A 20,647-nucleotide genomic window follows, 5' to 3' on the forward strand; every position below is an offset into this window, starting at 1 on the left:
GTATCAACCTGCAGGAACTCCTGCTGCGGATGCTTACGGCCACCCTGCGGAGGCACGGCGGCAACCGTTCCTTCGATCAGCTTCAGCAGCGCCTGCTGCACGCCTTCACCGGACACGTCGCGGGTAATCGACGGGTTGTCCGATTTGCGGGAAATTTTGTCGATTTCATCGATATACACAATCCCGCGCTGCGCTTTCTGCACGTCGTAATCGCATTTCTGCAGCAGCTTCTGGATGATGTTTTCCACATCCTCACCCACGTAGCCAGCTTCGGTCAGCGTGGTGGCATCCGCCATGGTGAACGGTACGTCCAGCAGGCGCGCCAGCGTTTCGGCCAGCAGGGTTTTACCGCTACCGGTCGGACCGATCAGCAGGATATTACTTTTACCCAGCTCAATACCGTTGCTGGTGTCGCCGTTGCGCAGGCGCTTATAGTGGTTGTACACCGCCACCGACAGCACCTTCTTCGCCCGCTCCTGACCGATGACGTAATCATCCAGGTGGTGGCGGATCTCGTGCGGCGTGGGCAAGGAGTTACGCTCGCGGTGTGGCGCAACTTCTTTAATCTCTTCGCGGATGATGTCGTTGCATAAATCAACGCACTCATCGCAGATATACACTGACGGGCCGGCGATCAGCTTGCGTACTTCATGCTGGCTTTTGCCGCAGAAAGAGCAGTACAGCAGCTTTCCCGAACCGTCTTTGCGTTTATCGGTCATTCACTCCCCCTCATTGTCGCCCTCACTGCCCCACCGGGTCAGCAACTACAGGGCAGCACGGTGTCTGGCCTGCGGAGGCGACGGATACATGGCAAAACAGATCAGTTACGCTGAGCCAGAACGGAATCGACTAATCCGTACTCTACGGCCTCACCCGCCGACAGGAATCGATCGCGGTTAGTATCACGCTCAATCGTTTCCGCACTCTGGCCGGTGTGCTTCGCCATCAGTTCATTCATCATCTGTTTCGTTTTGATAATTTCACGCGCGTGAATATCGATGTCAGAAGCCTGGCCCTGGAAGCCGCCCAGCGGCTGGTGAATCATCACGCGTGAGTTTGGCAGGCAGTAACGTTTGCCTTTTGCGCCAGCGGTCAACAGGAAGGCCCCCATAGAACATGCCTGGCCCATACAGATAGTGCTGACGTCGGGTTTAATAAACTGCATGGTGTCATAAATCGACATCCCTGCGGTGATGACGCCACCAGGAGAGTTAATGTACAGGTGAATGTCTTTTTCCGGGTTCTCTGCTTCCAGGAACAGCATCTGGGCCACGATCAGGTTCGCCATGTGGTCTTCAACCTGACCGGTCAGGAAAATGATGCGTTCTTTGAGCAGGCGCGAGTAGATGTCGTAAGAGCGCTCTCCACGAGAGGTCTGTTCAACGACCATCGGCACTAAAGCCATCTGAGGTGCAGTTAATTCACGTTCGCCACTGTATGACATTATCGTCTCCTGATACATTTCATTTGGCCACACTCCGCAGCGATTCTACTTGAGAGCGATCGGGAACACTATGATTCCGGTCCTTTCCGCCGAAGCTACCCGGGCGCTCAATCGGCCTGATAGCATCGTTGCATACTCTGATGAACTCGTATGCCAGTGATAACAATCTGGGGATATTGCCCCGCTATTTCAAGCATAACAACGTTTTTATCAACTGCTAACCCGGAATATCGGCTCAGGCGACAATTTGCGGAATAAATAAACAAATTATCAGTAAAAGCAGTCTATTCCGGCTCATTAAATAGCAAAAGCCCGCAGCCAATAGCTGCGGGCTTTCGTTGAATAACCAGTAACGTTAAATCAGGCCTGAGCAGTCTGGTTCATCAGTTCCTGGAAGTTAGTGGCTTTTTCAGTCACTTTCGCTTTTTCAAGCACGACTTCAACAGCCTGCTCTTCCAGCGCAACGTTACGCATGTTGTTCATCAGCTCATTATTTTTGCTGTAGAACTCAATAACTTCTGACGGATCTTCGTAAGCAGAAGCCATTTCTTCGATCAGTGCTTTAACGCGGTCTTCGTCAGCTTTCAGCTCGTGGGTACGAATCACTTCACCCAGCAACAGGCCAACAACGACGCGGCGTTTTGCCTGCTCTTCGAACAGTTCACGAGGCAGCTCCAGAGCCTGCTTCTCGTTACCGCCAAAGCGCTGTGCAGCCTGACGCTTCAGCACGTCAATTTCGCCGTCGATCAGGGCAGCAGGAACGTCGATGTCGTTAGCCGCAACCAGACCGTCGATAGCCTGAGACTTCACGCGGTTACGCACGGCGCCTTTCAGCTCACGCTGCATGTTCTTACGCACTTCGGTACGCAGACCAGCCAGAGAACCATCAGCCACGCCGAAACGCTTGATGAACTCTTCGGTGAATTCTGGCAGCTCACGCTCTTCAACGTTCTTCAGCACGATTTCAAACTTCGCTGCTTTACCTTTCAGGTTTTCAGCGTGGTAATCTTCCGGGAAGTTAACGTCGATGGTGAAGGTTTCACCGGCTTTATGGCCCACTACGCCTTCTTCGAAGCCTGGGATCATACGACCCTGGCCCATTGCCAGAACGAAATCAGATGCTTTGCCGCCTTCGAACTCTTCACCGTCTACAGAGCCGGTGAAATCGATGGTTACACGATCTTCAGCGCCAGCAGCAGCGTCGGTTTCTTTCCAGGTCGCCTGCTGCTTACGCAGGGTGTCCAGCATCGCGTCAACGTCTTCGTCAGTGACTTCTACAACCGGTTTTTCAACTTCGATTGCTTCCAGACCCTGCAGCTCAACTTCCGGATACACTTCAAACTCAGCAGAGAAAGTGAAGTCTTCACCGATTTTGTACTCGCCCGGCACGTAGTTTGGCGCGCCAGCCGGATTGATTTTTTCTTTGATGATCGCGTCAACAAAGTTGCGCTGCATCAAATCGCCCAGCACGTCCTGACGAACAGAAGCGCCGTAACGCTGTGCAACGACGGTCATCGGTACTTTACCTTTACGGAAACCGTCGATACGTACTTTCTTAGCTACGCTAACCAGCTCGTTTTTAACTGCAGTTTCGATCACGTCTTTAGGAACGGTAATCGTTACGCGACGGCCCAGGCCCTGAGTTGTTTCTACTGAAGCTTGCATCTTATTACCTCAAAAAATCACGTGCTCGGTCAACTTCAGATGCACCCTGCTACGGTGGAAACACCAATAACTGAATGAATCTAAGAACCGGGACGGCTTCTGATGCCAGAACCGCATTCCCTGTTAACAGAAGCGTCCCGAAGACATTCTGTGAAAAAATAGACGCCGCATTATAGCGGCAACGTCTAAGCGAGTCGAGGCTGCACACTCCCCCGACGCACGCTACTTTTTACATTTTTGCGATGAAACCGCAAGAATTTGATGAGTGCAGCGGCTTTTCAACGGCTATAAACGAAAAAACGGCCCAGAGGCCGTTTGGTATCGCAAGGTAATAAATTGCTATGCCAGCGTTCCGGCCCCCCGGCAGTTAGGCGAGGCAGGCACGGTATCCTGCAGGCTTTCCCACTCTTTCACCGTGTAGCTGTGCAGCGCCAGCGCATGGACGCTTCCTGCCAGTTCATCAGCCAGCACGCCGTAAATCGCACGGTGCCGCACCAGGAAACGCTGGTCGATAAAACTGTCACTGACGATCACTACCTTGAAGTGACTTTCCGCCCCCGCAGGAACGTTGTGACGATAGCTTTCGTCATGGACTTCAAGGTGCACCGGTGAAAATGCCGTACGTAACTTTTCTTCTATTTGTTCACGGATCATACCCGAACTCCTCTCCTGCAGAGAACTGCGCCCCATCTCTTTAAATGTTAGTCGTTTTTTATGCAAACCCGACGCACTTTAACGAAATTTTCAAATCAGCCAACATTTTTACTTATTGAACGTGAAACACTCAGGCCTGATTGCAGTCCAAGCCTGAAGCGTTCAGTCGTCCGAAAATACGACAACGCGATGAATTTGCGCGCTATCAGGGCTTCCCCTGACTTCAGGCGATGTTATGATGGCCAGAGTTTTTTCAGCAATACAACTCACGTTACCGAGAAAATAAGCATGTTAAAAAAATTACTGTTCCCCCTGCTGGCCATGTTTATGCTGGCTGGCTGTGCGACAAGCAGCAACACGCTTGATATTTCACCTAAAATCAAGCTGCCCCAGCAGGACCCAGGCCTTATGGGCGTCACCATTAGTATCAACGGAGCCGATCAGCGTACCGACCAGGCACTGGCAAAAGTGAACCGTGACGGCCAGCTGATCACGCTGACTCCTTCCCGCGATCTGCGCTTCCTGCTGCAGGAAAGCCTGGAGAAACAAATGACCGCCCGTGGCTATATGGTTGGCCCAAGCGGTGCTGTCGATCTGCAGATTGTGGTGAATAACCTTTATGCCGACGTGACTCAGGGTAACGTCCGCTACAGCATTACCACCAAGGCCGATATTTCGATCATTGCAACCGCCAAAAACGGCAACAAGCAGGTGAAAAACTATCGTCAGGTCTACAGCGTGGAAGGTGCATTCAACGCCAGTAACGAAAAAATTACTAATGCGGTTAACGCAACACTGGGTGACGTGATTGCCGATATGGCTCAGGACACGTCGGTCAGCGAGTTCATCAAGCAAAACTCTCGTTAATCATTGCAGGCCCGCCGGAATAGCGGGCCTGACTTTAAGGTCCGTATGCCCAGTCACTATTTGCACATCTTCACCCGGCGCAACTCCGCCCTTCTTTTATTACTTGGTTTCGCATCCGGCCTTCCCCTGGCATTAACCTCCGGCACTCTGCAGGCGTGGATGGCAGTGGAAAATGTCGATATCAAAACCATCGGTTTCTTCTCACTGGTCGGCCAGGCCTACGTGTTTAAGTTTCTCTGGTCACCGCTGATGGATCGCTATACGCCGCCATTTCTTGGCCGCCGCCGCGGCTGGCTGCTGATTACCCAACTACTGCTGATCGTCGGCATCGCCATGATGGGCTTTTTACAGCCCTCACGCGATCTGACACTGCTGGCAGCGCTGGCTGTACTGATCGCCTTCTGCTCTGCCTCGCAGGATATTGTTTTTGACGCGTGGAAAACCGATGTGCTCAGCGCAGCCGAGCGAGGAAACGGTGCTGCAATCAGCGTACTGGGTTACCGGCTGGCGATGCTGGTTTCCGGTGGGCTGGCGCTATGGCTGGCCGATCGCTACCTCGGCTGGCAGGCGATCTGGTGGCTGATGGCTCTGATGATGCTCCCGGGTGTTATCGCTACGCTGTTGGCTAAAGAACCTGCGCTGACCTCCGAAGCCCCACGCTCCCTGGAACAGGCGGTCGTTGCTCCGCTGCGCGATTTCTTTAATCGCAACAATGCGTGGCTGCTCCTGTCGCTGATAGTGCTCTACAAACTGGGTGATGCCTTTGCCGCCAGTCTGACCACCATCTTTCTGATTCGCGGCGTTGGCTTTGACGCGGGCGATGTCGGGTTAGTGAATAAAACGCTTGGGTTAGTGGCAACAATTATCGGTGCACTGGTCGGTGGTGTACTGATGCAGCGCCTGAGCCTTTTCCGAGCGCTGATGCTGTTCGGCATCCTGCAGGCCGTTTCCAATCTGGGTTACTGGATACTGTCAGTGACTGACAAGCACCTTTACAGTATGGCCGCCGCCGTCACTGTAGAAAACCTCTGCGGCGGTATGGGGACGGCCGCTTTCGTCGCCCTGCTGATGACTCTGTGCAACCGTTCCTTTTCGGCAACGCAGTTCGCTCTCCTCTCCGCTCTGTCTGCCGTTGGCCGGGTGTATGTCGGGCCGGTAGCCGGCTGGTTTGTTGATGGCTGGGGCTGGCCGACCTTTTATGCTTTCTCGGTCGTTGCAGCGCTACCCGGGCTGGTGCTGCTGGCGGGCTGTCGCTCTACGCTTGAATACGCGCAGAAACATCCAGACTTCCCACCGCGCACCGCTTTTCCTGAAGCTTACCGCTGGGCACTGCGCAGTCTGGTGCTCGGATCTCTGCTGTTGATTCTCTGGCTGGTCGGACTGGCACTAAATGCATCGGATTTAGCCGTGCCTGATGGTATTGTTTCCGGACTGTTAAAAACGGCCATTTTACTGATGTTGGCAGGCATTGTGGCAGGAACGTTACTCGATTTTTTGGCAGGCCGAAAATTATCCGACAGTGCCGATTAAATCGCCGTTTAAGATGATAAATTTTATTTGTTAAGGAAATTATTTCCATAACAATTCAATAACAATAATCCGGGCAATTATGACACCTGCCTGGATTATTTCTACCTAGCAGATTACAGCTACAACTGCCAGCTGAATAAAAATAAAATTTTTTGGCTTTTTGATCGGGATTGGAAAAGTTTTACACGCAAAATATTTTTAAATAATGAGTATTAAAACCCGGTAGTAATTAGTTTTATGTCGTTTATTATCACACAATTGATAATAACTTGTTAAATAATTGGATCAATAACCGTCTGGTTATAGCGTCTGGAATTTGACTCGACTTTTTTTCATAGAATTTTGTTATATTGCCTCCAACCCCTTGCTGCCATTAATATTTTGTCACCGCCAGCAACATATGTGACAGCCTTGGCAAAAGGTGTCAACACCTCGCTGACACAACCTGTTGCAGGTTTACAGTACTGAAACCTTCCCGTAAAATGCCGCCACACTTAAACGACAATAGAGCCCTTGTCATTGAGGTCGTTAAATGAGACTCAGTAAATACAATAAAAGTTTGGGGATTTTGTCATTAATCGCAGGCACCATTTTGTTAAGTGGTTGTGATAGTGCATTGTTAAATCCCAAAGGACAGATTGCGTTGGAGCAACGTTCGCTGATACTGACGGCTTTCGGCCTGATGTTGATCGTCGTTATCCCTGCAATCTTAATGGCCGTGGTGTTCGCCTGGAAATATCGGGCATCAAACACCAATGCGAAATACAGCCCAAACTGGTCACACTCTAACAAAGTTGAAGCCGTTGTCTGGACTGTACCAATCTTAATCATTGTTTTCCTTGGTATTCTAACGTGGAAATCTACCCACGCACTGGAACCAAGCAAGCCGCTGGTTTCTGACAAGAAGCCGGTTGAGATTGAGGTTGTTTCGCTCGACTGGAAATGGCTGTTCATCTACCCGGAACAGGGTATTGCAACCGTCAACCAGATTGCGTTCCCCGCTAATCGTCCAGTTAACTTCAAAATCACGTCTAACTCAGTGATGAATTCCTTCTTTATTCCTACTCTCGGTAGCCAGATCTACTCGATGGCCGGAATGCAGACGAAACTTCACCTGATTGCGAACGAACCAGGCACCTTCAACGGAATCTCCTCGAACTTCAGTGGTCGTGGTTTCTCTGGTATGAAGTTTAAAGCGATTGCGACTCCTGACGAAGCGACCTTCGAGCAATGGGTAGCAAAAGCGAAAGAGTCAACCTCTACACTCGCGACTATGGATGATTTTAACAAGCTGGCAGCACCTAGCGAAAATCACCCTGTTGAATTCTTCTCAAGTGTGAAACCTGGTCTGTTCTTAGATGTTATCAATCAGTTCCAGATGAACCACGGCGGAAGCATGGACATGTCATCGCATGAAGGTATGGATATGAGCCATTCCGCTCACGCGGGAGCCGAGGAATAATACAATGTTAGGTAAATTAACACTGGATGCAGTGCCCCTCCACGAGCCGATTATCGTTGTTACGGTAGCAGCCATCATTCTTGGTGGCCTGGCGCTTGTGGCTGCAATCACTTACTTCGGTAAGTGGAACTATCTTTGGAGCGAGTGGCTGACTTCTGTTGACCACAAAAAACTCGGTATCATGTACATCATCCTGGCTTTCGTCATGCTGCTGCGTGGCTTTGCCGATGCGGTAATGATGCGTAGCCAGCAGGTGCTTGCCTCTGCCGGTGAGGCCGGATTCCTGCCACCGCACCACTACGACCAGATCTTCACCGCCCACGGCGTGATCATGATCTTCTTCGTAGCGATGCCGTTTGTTGTTGGTCTGATGAACATTGCTGTTCCTCTGCAGATCGGCGCACGCGACGTGGCCTTCCCGTTCCTGAACAACCTGAGCTTCTGGTTCACCGTTGTCGGTGTGGTTCTGGTTAACCTGTCGCTGGGCGTGGGTGAATTCGCTCAGACCGGCTGGCTGGCTTATCCACCACTTTCCGGTGCGGAGTACAGTCCGGGGGTCGGGGTTGATTACTGGATATGGAGTCTGCAGTTATCCGGTATTGGTACGACATTAACAGGTATTAACTTCTTCGTTACTATCCTGAAAATGCGCGCGCCTGGCATGACGATGTTCAAAATGCCGGTGTTCACCTGGGCTTCACTGTGTACTAACGTATTGATCATCGCTGCGTTCCCGGTTCTGACCGTGACCCTGGCGCTGCTGACGCTTGACCGCTATCTTGGTTTCCACTTCTTTACCAATGATATGGGCGGCAACATGATGATGTACGTCAACCTGATTTGGGTTTGGGGTCATCCGGAAGTATACATCCTGGTTCTGCCAGTATTTGGTGTGTTCTCCGAAATCGTTGCAACCTTCTCTAAAAAGCGTCTGTTTGGTTATACCTCTCTGGTGTGGGCAACGGTAGCTATTACCATTCTGTCCTTCATCGTTTGGCTGCACCACTTCTTCACCATGGGTGCAGGTGCGAACGTTAACGCCTTCTTCGGTATAATGACGATGATCATCGCCATCCCGACCGGTGTTAAAATCTTCAACTGGTTGTTCACCATGTATCAGGGGCGCATTCAGATGCACTCTGCGATGATGTGGACCATTGGCTTCCTGGTCACCTTTTCCGTAGGTGGTATGACCGGGGTTCTGCTGGCCGTGCCGGGTGCTGACTTCGTTCTGCACAACAGTCTGTTCCTGATTGCTCACTTCCATAACGTAATTATCGGTGGTGTAGTATTCGGTTGCTTCGCTGGTGTGACCTACTGGTTCCCTAAAGCGTTCGGCTTCACGCTGAATGAAACCTGGGGTATCCGTGCATTCTGGTTCTGGATTATCGGTTTCTTTGTTGCCTTTATGCCGCTGTACGCACTGGGCTTCATGGGTATGACCCGCCGTATTAGCCAGGATATCGATCCTCAGTTCCACACGCTGCTGGTTGTAGCTGCAGTCGGTGCTGCTCTGATTGCCTGTGGTGTTATCTGCCAGGTGACCCAGTTCTACGTTTCCGTTCGTGACCGTGAACAGAACCGTGACCTGACCGGTGACCCGTGGGGCGCACGTACCCTGGAGTGGGCAACCTCTTCACCTCCGCCGTTCTATAACTTTGCCGTTGTCCCTCACGTTCACGAGCGCGATGCGTTCTGGGAAATGAAGGAAAAAGGTGAAGCGTATAAACAGCCGACGCGCTATGAAGAAATTCATATGCCGAAAAACAGCGGCGCCGGTATCATCATTGCTCTGTTCGCTACCATCTTCGGTTTTGCAGCAATCTGGCACATCTGGTGGCTGTTGGGCCTGTCCTTCCTGGGCATGATCGTTTCCTGGATTGTGAAGAGCTTTGACGAAGACGTGGATTACTACGTTCCTGTTGCCGAGATCGAAAAAATCGAGAATCAGCACTTTGACGAAATTAGCAAAGCAGGTCTGAAAAATGTCAACTGAAACTCTGACTAAACACCACCACGACGCCCATGGGGACCATGGGCATCACGATGCTGGAGCCAATAAGATCTTTGGCTTCTGGATCTACTTGATGAGTGACTGCATCATCTTCGCAACCCTGTTTGCGACGTATGGTGTGATGGTTAACAACACCGCCGGTGGCCCGGCAGGCAAAGATATCTTTGAGCTGTCGTTCGTACTGGTTGAAACCGCCCTGCTTCTGTTGAGCTCCATTACCTACGGTTTTGCAGTCATCAACATGAACAAAGGTCAGAAAGGTGCCGTACTCGGTTGGTTATCCATGACCTTCCTGTTCGGTCTGGGCTTCATCGGAATGGAAATTTATGAATTCCATCACCTGATCAAAGAGGGCTTCGGCCCGGATCGTAGTGGCTTCCTCTCTGCGTTCTTCACGCTGGTTGGTACCCACGGTCTGCACGTTACCTCTGGCCTGATTTGGATGCTGGTGCTAATGTTCCAGGTTGCCAAACGTGGCCTGAACGATACTAACCGCGCGCGTATTATGTGCCTGAGCCTGTTCTGGCACTTCCTGGATGTGGTTTGGATCTGCGTATTCACCATTGTTTATCTGATGGGGGCCATGTAATGAGTCATTCTGTAAACGAACATGGCAGCACGTCACACAGTAGCGTGAAGTCATATATGATCGGCTTTATCCTGTCGATCATTCTGACCGGTATCCCGTTCTGGATGGTTATGGACGGCGGTGCTTCTAAAGCGGTTACGCTGACTGTGGTTCTGGTGTGTGCGGTTGTTCAGCTGCTGGTTCACCTGGTGTACTTCTTGCACCTTGACAGCAAGTCCGAGGGCGGCTGGAATATGGTTGCTATCGTCTTTGCGGCGATCATCATCCTGATTGTTGTTGTCGGCTCTCTCTGGATCATGTGGAACCTCAACTACAACATGATGACCCACTAACAGAGCTACTGTGATGATTAAGCGATACCTGCAAGTAACAAAACCAGGGATTATTTTCGGGAATTTAATTTCTGTTATTGGGGGATTCCTGCTGGCTTCTAAAGGCAGCATTGATTACACCCTGTTTCTCTTCACCCTTGTCGGCGTTTCGCTGGTGGTGGCATCGGGTTGTGTTTATAACAACTACATCGACCGCGACATCGACAAAAAGATGGAGAGAACCAAGAATCGAGTGATGGTCAAAGGCCTCATCTCTCCGAAACTGAGCCTGGTTTATGCGACCGTTTTAGGTATTGCTGGCTTTGCGATGCTGTATTTCGGAGCAAATCCGCTGGCCATGTGGCTGGCGGTGATGGGTTTCGTGGTTTATGTCGGCGTTTACAGCCTGTACATGAAACGCAACTCCGTCTACGGCACCCTGATTGGCAGCCTGTCCGGTGCGGCACCTCCGGTGATCGGCTACTGTGCGGTTTCCAATCAGTTTGACACCGGCGCGTTGATCCTGCTGGCTATCTTTAGCCTGTGGCAGATGCCGCATTCTTATGCGATTGCTATCTTCCGCTTTAAAGATTACCAGGCGGCCAACATTCCGGTACTGCCGGTGGTAAAAGGCATCTCCGTGGCAAAAAACCATATTACGCTGTATATCCTGGCGTTTATGATTGCCACACTGATGCTGACGCTGGGTGGCTATGCCGGATATAAATATCTGGTGGTGGCCGCGGCGGTTAGCGTCTGGTGGCTGGGCATGGCACTTTCGGGTTACAAAACCTCAAACGACCGCGTTTGGGCTCGTAAACTGTTCGTGTTCTCAATCGTTGCCATTACTGCGCTGAGCGTGATGATGTCAGTCGATTTTATGACCCCGGCCTCGAAAGATCTGCTGACTTACGTCTGGTAAGCAAAGCTACATCATGATAAAGGGCGCGATTTCGCGCCCTTTCTTTTTGTTACGACTTCTTCGCAAGTAATGTTTTACCCGCCCTCCCCTCACACATAAACTATGCGCACTAAATGTATGAGGTAGTAATGAACGATAATAAAATGACCCCGGTCGAGCTTCGTGCTACCTGGGGCCTGGGGACGGTTTTTTCCCTGCGAATGCTGGGAATGTTTATGGTGTTACCGGTCCTCACCACTTACGGCATGGCTTTACAGGGAGCCAGCGAAGCATTAATCGGACTGGCTATTGGCATTTACGGTTTAGCCCAGGCCGTATTCCAGATCCCCTTTGGTCTGCTTTCCGATCGTATTGGCCGCAAGCCGCTAATCGTCGGCGGACTACTTATTTTTGTTCTTGGCAGCGTGATTGCCGCATTAACCACCTCTATTTGGGGCGTGATCCTTGGCCGTGCGCTACAGGGCTCCGGTGCAATCGCCGCAGCGGTGATGGCGCTGCTCTCCGATTTAACACGCGAACAGAACCGAACCAAAGCAATGGCCTTTATCGGCATCAGCTTTGGCATTACCTTCGCTATCGCCATGGTACTGGGGCCGATTATTACCAATGCGTTTGGCCTGCATGCGTTGTTTTGGATGATCGCCGTGCTGGCAACCTGCGGTATTGTTATCACTCTGCTTGTCGTGCCTTCCGCGTCTAATCACGTGCTCAACCGCGAATCGGGCATGGTAAAAGGCAGCTTCCGCGATGTGCTGGCAAACAGCCGTCTGGTAAAACTGAATTTCGGCATTCTCTGCCTGCACATTCTACTGATGTCCAGCTTCGTTGCGCTACCGGGCCAGTTTGAACGCGCGGGCTTACCGGCCGCCGAGCACTGGAAAGTGTACCTGGCGACGATGCTTATCGCCTTCATCAGCGTGGTGCCCTTTATCATTTATGCCGAAGTGAAGCGCCGGATGAAGCGCGTGTTTATCTTCTGCGTAATGCTGATGCTGGTGGCGGAAGTTGTTCTCTGGCTGGCTGGCGGCCATTTCTGGACGCTGGTTATCGGCGTGCAGCTGTTCTTTGTCGGTTTTAATCTGATGGAAGCTATTCTACCTTCATTGGTCAGTAAAGAGTCGCCACCCGGCTATAAAGGCACCGCGATGGGTCTTTATTCCACCAGTCAATTTATTGGCGTGGCGATCGGGGGCAGCATGGGGGGATGGGTGTTCGGCCACTTCGATGCGCAAAGCGTCTTTGTGGTAGGTGCCGTCATCGCCGCCGTATGGCTGTTGGTCAGTATCACCATGCAGGAACCGCCTTACGTCAGCAGCCTGCGTATTACGCTGGACGCCTGTACATTAGATAAAAATGAACTGGAGCAGAAGCTGAAAACGGAACCTGGCGTAACGGCGGTATTTATCGTGCCGGAAGAGCAGAGTGCCTACGTCAAAATCGACAGCAAGGTCACCAGCCGCGCCACGCTTGAAAAGCTGATTGCTTCAGCGGCATAAACCGCTTCTAAATACCGCAAATGCTCCGCCCTGACCTCGGTCGGTGCCAAACTCCAGGGCAGCCTGCCGCTACAAGTGCGGAATAACATAAGAATCTGTGCACGCAAACCGGCCCCACGACCGGGGCCGGTATGTCATTTCCCCTGACGGCCCTCTTACTGAGCACAGCCGCCAGAGGCATCACGCCGTAATCAAACGGCGTGTAAATCAGTCGCGGAAGTTTTTGAACTGGAACGGCTGACCCAGCTCTCCCTTACGCACCAGCGCCATTGCGCCCTGCAGATCATCGCGAGATTTGCCTGTAACTCGCACTTCATCGCCCTGAATCTGAGTTTGCACTTTCAGCTTGCTGTCTTTAATCAGCTTAACCAGCTTTTTCGCCACGTCGCTCTCAATACCTTTTTTCATTTTGGCATCGACGCTCCAGTTTTTACCGCTGTGCTCGATCTCTTCCGGCACGTCCAGCGCCGCATTTTCAATACCGCGCTTCAGTAGTTTTTCTCGCAGGATATCCAGCAGCTGTTTCACCTGGAAATCTGACTCGCTGGCAACCTTGATGGATTCGTTTTTTTCGTTCAGCTCGAAGCTGGCCTGCACGTTACGGAAATCAAAGCGGGTGGCGATTTCGCGGTTGGCGTTTTCAACGGCATTACGCACTTCCTGCATGTCAATTTCGGAAACGATATCGAAAGATGGCATGATCTATTCTCCTGAGACTAAAGTGACAGGCATAATACCTGCTTGCCACGGGTAAATAAAACTGCGGACGCTGAAAGCTATAATAATCACCAGATGCGCGGGTAAACTGTTTAACTCACCCCGCCGCGGGGAGGAACAATGAAAATTACCGTACTTGGATGCGGAGCTTTAGGGCAGATCTGGCTTGCTGCCCTTGAACATCAGGGGCATGAAGTTCAGGGCTGGTTAAGGGTTCCACAACCCTACTGCTCAGTAAACGTGATCGATTTACACGGCTCCCCGATCAATAAAACGTTGATCGCTAACGATCCGACCTTTCTCGCGAAAAGCGATCTCCTGCTGGTCACGCTAAAAGCCTGGCAGGTATCTGAAGCCGTGAAGAACCTGCAGTTTATCCTGCCGGAAAACTGCCCGGTGCTGCTGCTGCACAACGGCATGGGCACACTTGATGAACTGAAAACGCTGCGTCAGCCATTGCTGCGCGGCGTTACCACTCATGCGGCCAGGCACGATGGGACGGTGATCGTCCACGTTGCCGCAGGGATCACCCATGTCGGGCCAATTTCTCCTGCCGCTGAGGCGATGAGCGATCTGGCGGAAACCCTGCACGCCGCGCTGCCGGATGTCGCCTGGCATAATAATGTTGCCTCTGCGGCCTGGCAGAAGCTGGCGGTTAACTGTGTGATTAATCCGCTCACCGTTTTCTATGATTGCACCAACGGTGAACTGGCAGAGCACCGTGAAGAAATTGACGTACTGAGTAACGAAGTCGCCACCGTGATGGAACGCGAAGGGCAGCATATCTCTCGTGAATGGCTGATCGATTACGTCATGGATGTGATCCACAGCACGGCCGGTAATACCTCTTCGATGCTGCAGGATATCCGCGCCCAGCGGCGGACTGAGATCGACTATATCAACGGCTACGTGATCCGCCGGGCCCGCACGCAGGGGCTGTCAACGCCGGAGAACAACCGTCTTTTTGAATTTATTAAGCGTAAGGAACAAGATTATGACCGCGAACGCATCGGTGCTGGTTTGCCTGGCACCTGGGAGTGAAGAAACCGAAGCCGTTACCACCATCGATCTGCTGGTGCGCGCGGGCATTCGCGTCGTCACCGCCAGCGTGGCCGAAAATGGCGATCGTGAAATTGTTTGTTCACGCGGAGTGCGGCTACTGGCCGATGCGCCGCTGGTGCAGGTGGCCGACGACGAGTTCGATGCGATCGTCCTGCCCGGCGGCTTGAAAGGCGCCGAGTGTTTTCGCGACAGCCCGCTGCTGATCGAGGCCGTGCGGCAGTTTCACCTTTCCGGCCGCATCGTGGCCGCTATGTGCGCCACCCCGGGCACCGTACTGATCCCTCACGATCTGTTCCCGGTGGGGAATATGACCGGCTTCCCCGGGCTGAAAGACACCATTCCCGAAGGAAAGTGGATGGATCGCCGCGTAGTCTGGGATCGTCGCGTCAATCTGCTGACCAGCCAGGCACCGGGTACCACCATTGATTTTGCGCTTAAGCTGATTGATTTACTGGTGGGTAAAGACAAAGCGCGTGAGGTGGGCGAGCAGATGGTACTGGCGGCAGGGATTTACGACTACAAGGATTGAGCAGCGGCAACGTATTACCGAGTAGCTGACGATAAGGCTGGAAAAGTACGTCCATTAAGCGTTATTAACGCTAACGAGCGTGATTTCCTTTCAGCGCGGATATCCGGGCCTCTACTGAGGTGTCTTGATATCCGCAGCTGAACGGATGGGAAATGGCAACATGGCGCTGCCATCCCGTATGTTAAGGACGATAGATCTTAACGTTGGTGAAGCCCTGCTCGTGCAGGTACAGTGCCTGCAGACGGCTCATCACGCCGCGCTCGCAGTACAGCAGCCAGGTTTTAGACTGGTCGAGATCGCCAAACTGAGTGCCCAGCTTGTAAAACGGCAGGGATTTCACTTCAACACCGTCAACCTCAAGCGGGCGCGCATCCTGTTCGTCGTTGGAGCGGATATCCAGCACCGCGTCATTCACGCCGAACGAGGCCACGGTTTCCACTTCCACCACTTCTTCCTGAGTTTTCTCGGCGATCTGGCGGATATCGACGTTGGTCGCCTCTTCCACCATGCGGTCGAGGATCGCGAAATCGAAGTTCTGCTCTTCCGCTTCAATTTTCGCCTTTACGGCTTTCACCGTCGGGCTTTTCGAGATCACACCACAGTATTCCGGCATGGTGCGGGCAAAGTCTTCCGTCCCGATTTCACGTGCCAGATTAATGATGTGCTCTTTATCGTGCGAAATCAGCGGACGCAGGATCAGGGTATCGCTGGCGTTATCAATTAAGCGCAGGTTGGTGAGAGTCTGGCTGGAGACCTGCCCCAGCGCTTCACCGGTGACCAGCGCCTGCACGCCGTAGCGTTCGGCTACTTTCGACGCCGCTCGCACCATCATGCGCTTCAGCACTACGCCCATCTGGCCATCATCCACTTTTTCCAGGATCTCACCGACCACCGGTTCAAAGTTGATAGCAACAAAGCGAACGCGATGCGAGCTACCGTAGCGTTTCCACAGATAGTGGGCCACCTGCCGCACGCCAATCTCATGAGCAGCACCGCCCAGGTTGAAGAAACAGTAGTGAACACGGCAGCCGCGGCGCATCAGCATATAGCTGGAAACCCCAGAGTCGAACCCACCGGAGATCAGTGACAGCACGTCTTCCTGTGTTCCGATCGGGAAACCACCGATACCTTCAAAACGGCCGGTTACCAGCAGCAGGCGGTCATCCTCAATCTCCAGGTTAACCGTCACATCCGGGCGATTGAGCTGAACGCGGGCGGAAGCCACATGCTGGTTCAGGCCGCCGCCAACGTAACGCTCAACGTCCTGGGAGCTGAATTCGTGTTTACCGCGGCGCTTGACGCGTACGCAGAAGGATTTCCCTTCGATGCGCTCGCGGGTCAGTTCAAGCGTCTGCTCGAAGATGTTGTGCACATCGGTGTAAGGACGGTCTTCAACTTCCAGAATATGGTGAATACCCGGAATACGCGTCAGCTCAGCGATAATCGTTGGCCGCTGACTCTCATCGCGCGCGCGCACTTCGATATGGTCCCAGTGGCGTACTACGGCAAGATTTTCATCGTAGTGTTTAAGCACATTGCGAATGTTTCCGGTGAGGATTTTGATAAAACGCAGGCGCACGGACTGGCTTTTGATGGTGATTTCTGGGAATAACTTAATGATAAACTTCATGGTGGCATGGATTCGCTAGGCAATTAAGTGCTGAAACGAAAGGCACTTAGCTGGTAAAATCAGGGTCTTGCAAAATGGCTCATAGCCTTTGCATTCAGGCGCAGCAGTATATCATCATTTGCCCGATGGGTACTTCTTCATCTGCTGTCAGTCTGCCGCTCATCCGTAAGATTATTCTGTACGAGTGCAAATATCACGTCATTGTCAGTGGAAAGATGACGGGTATATTTTGCGAATCATTTCGAGTCGGATACCATACGTCATTATCCGCTGATAAAGATAACAAGTCAGGATCAAACATGCCGAAAAAATCCGAACAGCCTGCCAGTTTTGAAAGTTCACTGCAGCAGCTGGAACAGATCGTCACCCGCCTTGAAAGCGGCAACCTTCCGCTGGAAGAGGCGCTGAGCGAGTTCGAGCGCGGCGTGCAGCTGGCGCGTGCCGGGCAGCAAACGCTACAGCAGGCCGAACAGCGGGTGCAGATTCTTTTGAACGACGATAAGAACGCCGATCTGACGCCTTTTATTCCGGAAAATGACTGATGGATTTCATCGCATTACAGCATGTGCACTATCAGCGCGTGAATGCCGCACTGCAGCGTTATATTGCCGAGCTACCTTTTCAGAGCACTCCGCTAGTCAATGCCATAGAATATGGCGCATTATTAGGAGGGAAAAGGCTGCGTCCTTTCCTGGTTTATGCCACCGGGCAAATGCTGCACGCCGATGACAGCGCGCTGGATGCGCCTGCAGCGGCCGTTGAATGCATTCATGCCTATTCCCTGATTCACGACGATTTACCCGCCATGGATGACGACAGCCTGCGTCGTGGGCAACCGACCTGCCATATTAAATTCGGTGAAGACACGGCAATTCTGGCAGGCGATGCCCTGCAAACGCTGGCCTTCTCGATCCTGGCGGATGCCCCGATGCCCGGCGTTGCGGCGGAGTTCCGCATTGCCATGCTTTCAGAACTGGCCCGGGCCAGCGGCGTAGCGGGAATGTGCGGCGGCCAGGCCCTGGATTTGGCGGCAGAAGGTCAGCAGGTTGATTTAACCGCACTGGAAAAGATTCACCGCCATAAAACCGGCGTGCTGATCCGTTCTGCCGTGCGCCTTGGCGCACTGGCCGCAGGAGAAAGGGGCCGTAACGTTCTGCCTGCACTCGATCGTTACGCCAGTGCTATTGGACTGGCATTCCAGGTTCAGGACGATATTCTGGATGTGATAGGTGATACCGCCGTGCTCGGCAAACAGCAGGGAGCCGATCAGCAACTGGGCAAAAGCACTTACCCGGCGCTGTTGGGGCTGGAGGGAGCACGGACAAAAGCATGGGATCTCTATCAGGAGTCTCTCAGCGCATTAGAAACGCTGGCTGCGCAATCCTATAATACGACCCCATTACGGGCGCTGGCCGGCTTCATAATTGAACGCGATAAATAGCCATAATGAGTCACTGATGAGTTTTGAACCTGGAAAATACCCGACGCTGGCGCTGGCAGAAACGGTGCAAGAATTACGTTTGCTACCGAAAGAGAGCCTGCCAAAACTCTGTGATGAGCTGCGCCAGTATCTGCTCGACAGCGTGAGCCGCTCCAGCGGCCACTTTGCTTCGGGGCTGGGCGTCGTAGAACTGACCGTTGCGTTACACTACGTCTACAACACGCCATTCGATCATCTGGTATGGGACGTTGGCCATCAGGCCTATCCGCATAAAATCCTTACCGGGCGCCGCGATCGCATCGGGACAATCCGCCAAAAAAACGGGCTACATCCGTTCCCGTGGCGTGATGAAAGTGAATACGACGTGCTGAACGTCGGCCACTCTTCAACCTCTATCAGCGCCGGACTGGGCATGGCCGTTGCCGCCGGTAAAGAAGGCAAGGATCGCAGTACCGCCTGCATTATTGGCGATGGTGCGATCACTGCCGGTATGGCGTTTGAAGCGATGAACCATGCAGGCGATATCAAAGCCGACCTGCTGGTGATCCTTAACGACAACGAGATGTCGATTTCTGAAAACGTTGGCGCGCTGAATAACCGCCTGGCGCAGCTGCTCTCCGGTAAAACCTACGCGCGACTGCGTGAAGGCGGCAAAAAAGTCCTGACCGGCCTGCCACCGATTAAAGAGCTGGTGAAACGTACCGAAGAACACCTGAAGGGCATGGTGGTTCCCGGTACGCTGTTCGAAGAACTGGGCTTTAACTATATTGGTCCGGTAGACGGCCACGACGTGCTGGCACTGGTGCAGACGCTGCGTAATATGCGCGCACTGAAGGGACCGCAGTTCCTGCACATCATGACCAAAAAGGGCAAAGGCTACGCGCCTGCCGAGCAGGACCCGATAACCTGGCACGCTGTACCGAAGTTCGATCCGGCCAGCGGCCTGCTGCCGAAAAGCGCCGAAGGACTGCCATCTTATTCAAAAATCTTCGGCCAGTGGCTGTGTGAAACCGCGGCTCAGGATGAAAAACTGATGGCGGTAACACCGGCGATGCGCGAAGGTTCGGGCATGGTGACCTTCTCACGCGACTACCCGAAACAGTATTTCGATGTGGCCATTGCCGAACAGCACGCGGTGACCTTCGCCGCCGGTCTGGCTATTGGAGGCTACAAGCCGATCGTAGCGATCTACTCGACGTTCCTCCAGCGCGCTTACGATCAGCTGATCCATGATGTGGCCATTCAGAAGCTTCCGGTGCTGTTTGCCATCGATCGCGGCGGCATCGTCGGTGCCGACGGCCAGACGCATCAGGGTGCTTTCGATATCGCCTTTATGCGCTGCATCCCAAACCTGGTGATCATGACGCCAAGCGATGAGAACGAGTGCCGCCAGATGCTCTACACCGGCTATCACTATCAGGATGGTCCGAGTGCGGTGCGCTACCCGCGTGGAACCGGAACCGGTGCCACCATCGAGCCGCTGGCTTCGCTGCCGCTGGGTAAAGGCGTTGTGAAGCGCGAGGGCGAGAAGCTGGCCATTCTTAACTTCGGTACCCTGTTGCCGGAAGCCGCCGCCGCGGCAGAAGCGCTGAACGCTACCCTGGTGGATATGCGCTTTGTTAAACCGCTGGATGAGGCGCTGATTCTGGAGCTGGCCGCAAGTCACGATGCCCTGATTACGCTGGAAGAAGGCGCGATTAAAGGCGGCGCAGGCAGCGGTGTGAATGAACTACTGATGGCGAAGCGCAAACCGGTGCCGGTACTGAACCTTGGCCTGCCGGACGTGTTTATTCCGCAGGGCACTCAGGAAGAGATCCGCACCGACTTCCAGCTGGATGCCGCCGGGCTCCAGCAGCAAATTACCGGATGGCTGCAGCAGTAAACATCCTGTGCTCCCCCGCCCTTCGGGGGAGCTCCTCACCTGCTATGCTTACGCGACGATAAATAGCAGGAGTCTTCATGAAAACCATTCAGTTAGCGAACACCGACCTGACCGTTTCACGCCTGTGCCTGGGCTGCATGACCTATGGTGAACCCGATCGCGGCAAGCATGCCTGGACGCTGCCGGAAGAGAGCAGCCGTCCGTTAATCAAACAGGCGCTGGAAGCCGGAATTAATTTCTTTGATACCGCGAATAGCTACTCCGACGGCAGCAGCGAAGAGATTGTTGGCGCATCACGCAGTGAACAGCTGGCCGACCTGGTTAAAGCAACGGAAGTGGAACTCACTCAGGAAGAGATTATCGAGCTGGAAAGCGTCTATCAGCCGCACCCGGTTGTTGGGTTCGAGTAAGCGGGTAAAGCCAGCTAAACGT

The 20,647-nt window shown here is 53.0% G+C and carries 19 protein-coding genes and 1 pseudogene; 14 read left to right on the forward strand and 6 right to left on the reverse strand.

Annotated elements, in window-relative coordinates:
• The 4 genes from clpX to bolA all read right to left on the reverse strand — a co-directional run.
• The coding region (gene clpX, locus AC07U6_RS16780) for an ATP-dependent protease ATP-binding subunit ClpX (protein WP_494764819.1) at window positions 1-719 on the reverse strand (719 nt) is incomplete at its 3' end.
• A 101-nt stretch (window positions 720-820) separates the two neighbouring features.
• Complete coding sequence (clpP, locus tag AC07U6_RS16785) at window positions 821-1,444, reverse strand: ATP-dependent Clp endopeptidase proteolytic subunit ClpP (RefSeq protein ID WP_494761762.1); 624 nt, start codon at window positions 1,442-1,444, stop codon at window positions 821-823.
• A 360-nt stretch (window positions 1,445-1,804) separates the two neighbouring features.
• Window positions 1,805-3,109 (reverse strand): trigger factor, encoded by a 1,305-nt coding sequence (gene tig, locus AC07U6_RS16790; protein WP_494761761.1) that lies wholly within the window; start codon window positions 3,107-3,109, stop codon window positions 1,805-1,807.
• 339 nt (window positions 3,110-3,448) lie between these two features.
• Window positions 3,449-3,763 carry a transcriptional regulator BolA gene (gene bolA / locus AC07U6_RS16795; protein ID WP_105590797.1) on the reverse strand — a complete coding sequence of 105 codons (315 nt, stop codon included), beginning with the start codon at window positions 3,761-3,763 and terminating at the stop codon, window positions 3,449-3,451.
• Between the two features lie 288 nt (window positions 3,764-4,051).
• Between bolA and AC07U6_RS16800 the strand changes: the two genes are divergently transcribed.
• From AC07U6_RS16800 to AC07U6_RS16835, 8 genes are all read left to right on the forward strand, one after another.
• On the forward strand, window positions 4,052-4,630 hold the full coding sequence (locus AC07U6_RS16800; protein WP_105590796.1) for a lipoprotein: 579 nt from the start codon (window positions 4,052-4,054) through the stop codon (window positions 4,628-4,630).
• Between the two features lie 45 nt (window positions 4,631-4,675).
• Entirely contained in the window at window positions 4,676-6,160 is a 1,485-nt protein-coding gene (gene ampG / locus AC07U6_RS16805; RefSeq protein WP_494761760.1) for a muropeptide MFS transporter AmpG, read from the forward strand.
• Window positions 6,161-6,692: 532 nt separating this feature from the next.
• Window positions 6,693-7,622, forward strand: a complete 930-nt coding sequence (gene cyoA, locus AC07U6_RS16810; protein ID WP_494761759.1) for a cytochrome o ubiquinol oxidase subunit II — start codon at window positions 6,693-6,695, stop codon at window positions 7,620-7,622.
• 4 nt (window positions 7,623-7,626) lie between these two features.
• Window positions 7,627-9,618 carry a cytochrome o ubiquinol oxidase subunit I gene (gene cyoB, locus AC07U6_RS16815; protein WP_494761758.1) on the forward strand — a complete coding sequence of 664 codons (1,992 nt, stop codon included), beginning with the start codon at window positions 7,627-7,629 and terminating at the stop codon, window positions 9,616-9,618.
• A complete protein-coding gene (locus tag AC07U6_RS16820; protein ID WP_494761757.1) occupies window positions 9,608-10,225 on the forward strand; it encodes a cytochrome o ubiquinol oxidase subunit III in 618 nt (205 codons plus the stop codon). Before cyoB ends, AC07U6_RS16820 begins: the two co-directional genes overlap by 11 nt.
• Window positions 10,225-10,557: a cytochrome o ubiquinol oxidase subunit IV gene (locus tag AC07U6_RS16825; protein WP_494761756.1), complete on the forward strand. Its 333-nt coding sequence runs from the start codon at window positions 10,225-10,227 to the stop codon at window positions 10,555-10,557. Before AC07U6_RS16820 ends, AC07U6_RS16825 begins: the two co-directional genes overlap by 1 nt.
• Window positions 10,558-10,570: 13 nt before the next feature.
• Complete coding sequence (cyoE, locus tag AC07U6_RS16830) at window positions 10,571-11,458, forward strand: heme o synthase (RefSeq protein WP_494761755.1); 888 nt, start codon at window positions 10,571-10,573, stop codon at window positions 11,456-11,458.
• 128 nt (window positions 11,459-11,586) lie between these two features.
• A complete protein-coding gene (locus tag AC07U6_RS16835) occupies window positions 11,587-12,954 on the forward strand; it encodes an MFS transporter (protein WP_494761754.1) in 1,368 nt (455 codons plus the stop codon).
• A gap of 207 nt (window positions 12,955-13,161) precedes the next feature.
• Here the strand turns inward: AC07U6_RS16835 and AC07U6_RS16840 are convergent, their stop codons facing one another.
• Window positions 13,162-13,653 carry a YajQ family cyclic di-GMP-binding protein gene (locus tag AC07U6_RS16840; RefSeq protein WP_105590788.1) on the reverse strand — a complete coding sequence of 164 codons (492 nt, stop codon included), beginning with the start codon at window positions 13,651-13,653 and terminating at the stop codon, window positions 13,162-13,164.
• A gap of 138 nt (window positions 13,654-13,791) precedes the next feature.
• Between AC07U6_RS16840 and panE the strand changes: the two genes are divergently transcribed.
• Window positions 13,792-14,712, forward strand: a complete 921-nt coding sequence (panE, locus tag AC07U6_RS16845) for a 2-dehydropantoate 2-reductase (RefSeq protein WP_494761753.1) — start codon at window positions 13,792-13,794, stop codon at window positions 14,710-14,712.
• On the forward strand, window positions 14,666-15,262 hold the full coding sequence (yajL, locus tag AC07U6_RS16850) for a protein deglycase YajL (protein ID WP_494761752.1): 597 nt from the start codon (window positions 14,666-14,668) through the stop codon (window positions 15,260-15,262). The genes panE and yajL overlap by 47 nt, the downstream gene beginning before the upstream one ends.
• Before the next feature lie 181 nt (window positions 15,263-15,443).
• Here yajL and thiI read toward each other — a convergent pair whose 3' ends face one another.
• The gene (gene thiI / locus AC07U6_RS16855; RefSeq protein WP_494761751.1) at window positions 15,444-16,892 is read right to left on the reverse strand and encodes a tRNA uracil 4-sulfurtransferase ThiI; all 1,449 of its coding nucleotides are present in this window, start codon (window positions 16,890-16,892) and stop codon (window positions 15,444-15,446) included.
• Between the two features lie 299 nt (window positions 16,893-17,191).
• Here thiI and xseB point away from each other — a divergent pair, with 299 nt between their 5' ends.
• The 4 genes and pseudogenes from xseB to AC07U6_RS16875 form a co-directional block, all read left to right on the forward strand.
• Entirely contained in the window at window positions 17,192-17,434 is a 243-nt protein-coding gene (gene xseB / locus AC07U6_RS16860; protein WP_494761750.1) for an exodeoxyribonuclease VII small subunit, read from the forward strand.
• Window positions 17,434-18,333, forward strand: a complete 900-nt coding sequence (gene ispA / locus AC07U6_RS16865; protein WP_494761749.1) for a (2E,6E)-farnesyl diphosphate synthase — start codon at window positions 17,434-17,436, stop codon at window positions 18,331-18,333. Before xseB ends, ispA begins: the two co-directional genes overlap by 1 nt.
• A 16-nt stretch (window positions 18,334-18,349) precedes the next feature.
• Entirely contained in the window at window positions 18,350-20,215 is a 1,866-nt protein-coding gene (dxs, locus tag AC07U6_RS16870; protein ID WP_494761748.1) for a 1-deoxy-D-xylulose-5-phosphate synthase, read from the forward strand.
• 77 nt (window positions 20,216-20,292) lie between these two features.
• A pseudogene (locus AC07U6_RS16875) lies at window positions 20,293-20,505 on the forward strand (aldo/keto reductase); the annotation flags it as partial.
• Window positions 20,506-20,647: the final 142 nt, after the last annotated feature.

The sequence above is a fragment of the Erwinia sp. GW821-FHT03D09 genome, assembly GCF_059420805.1.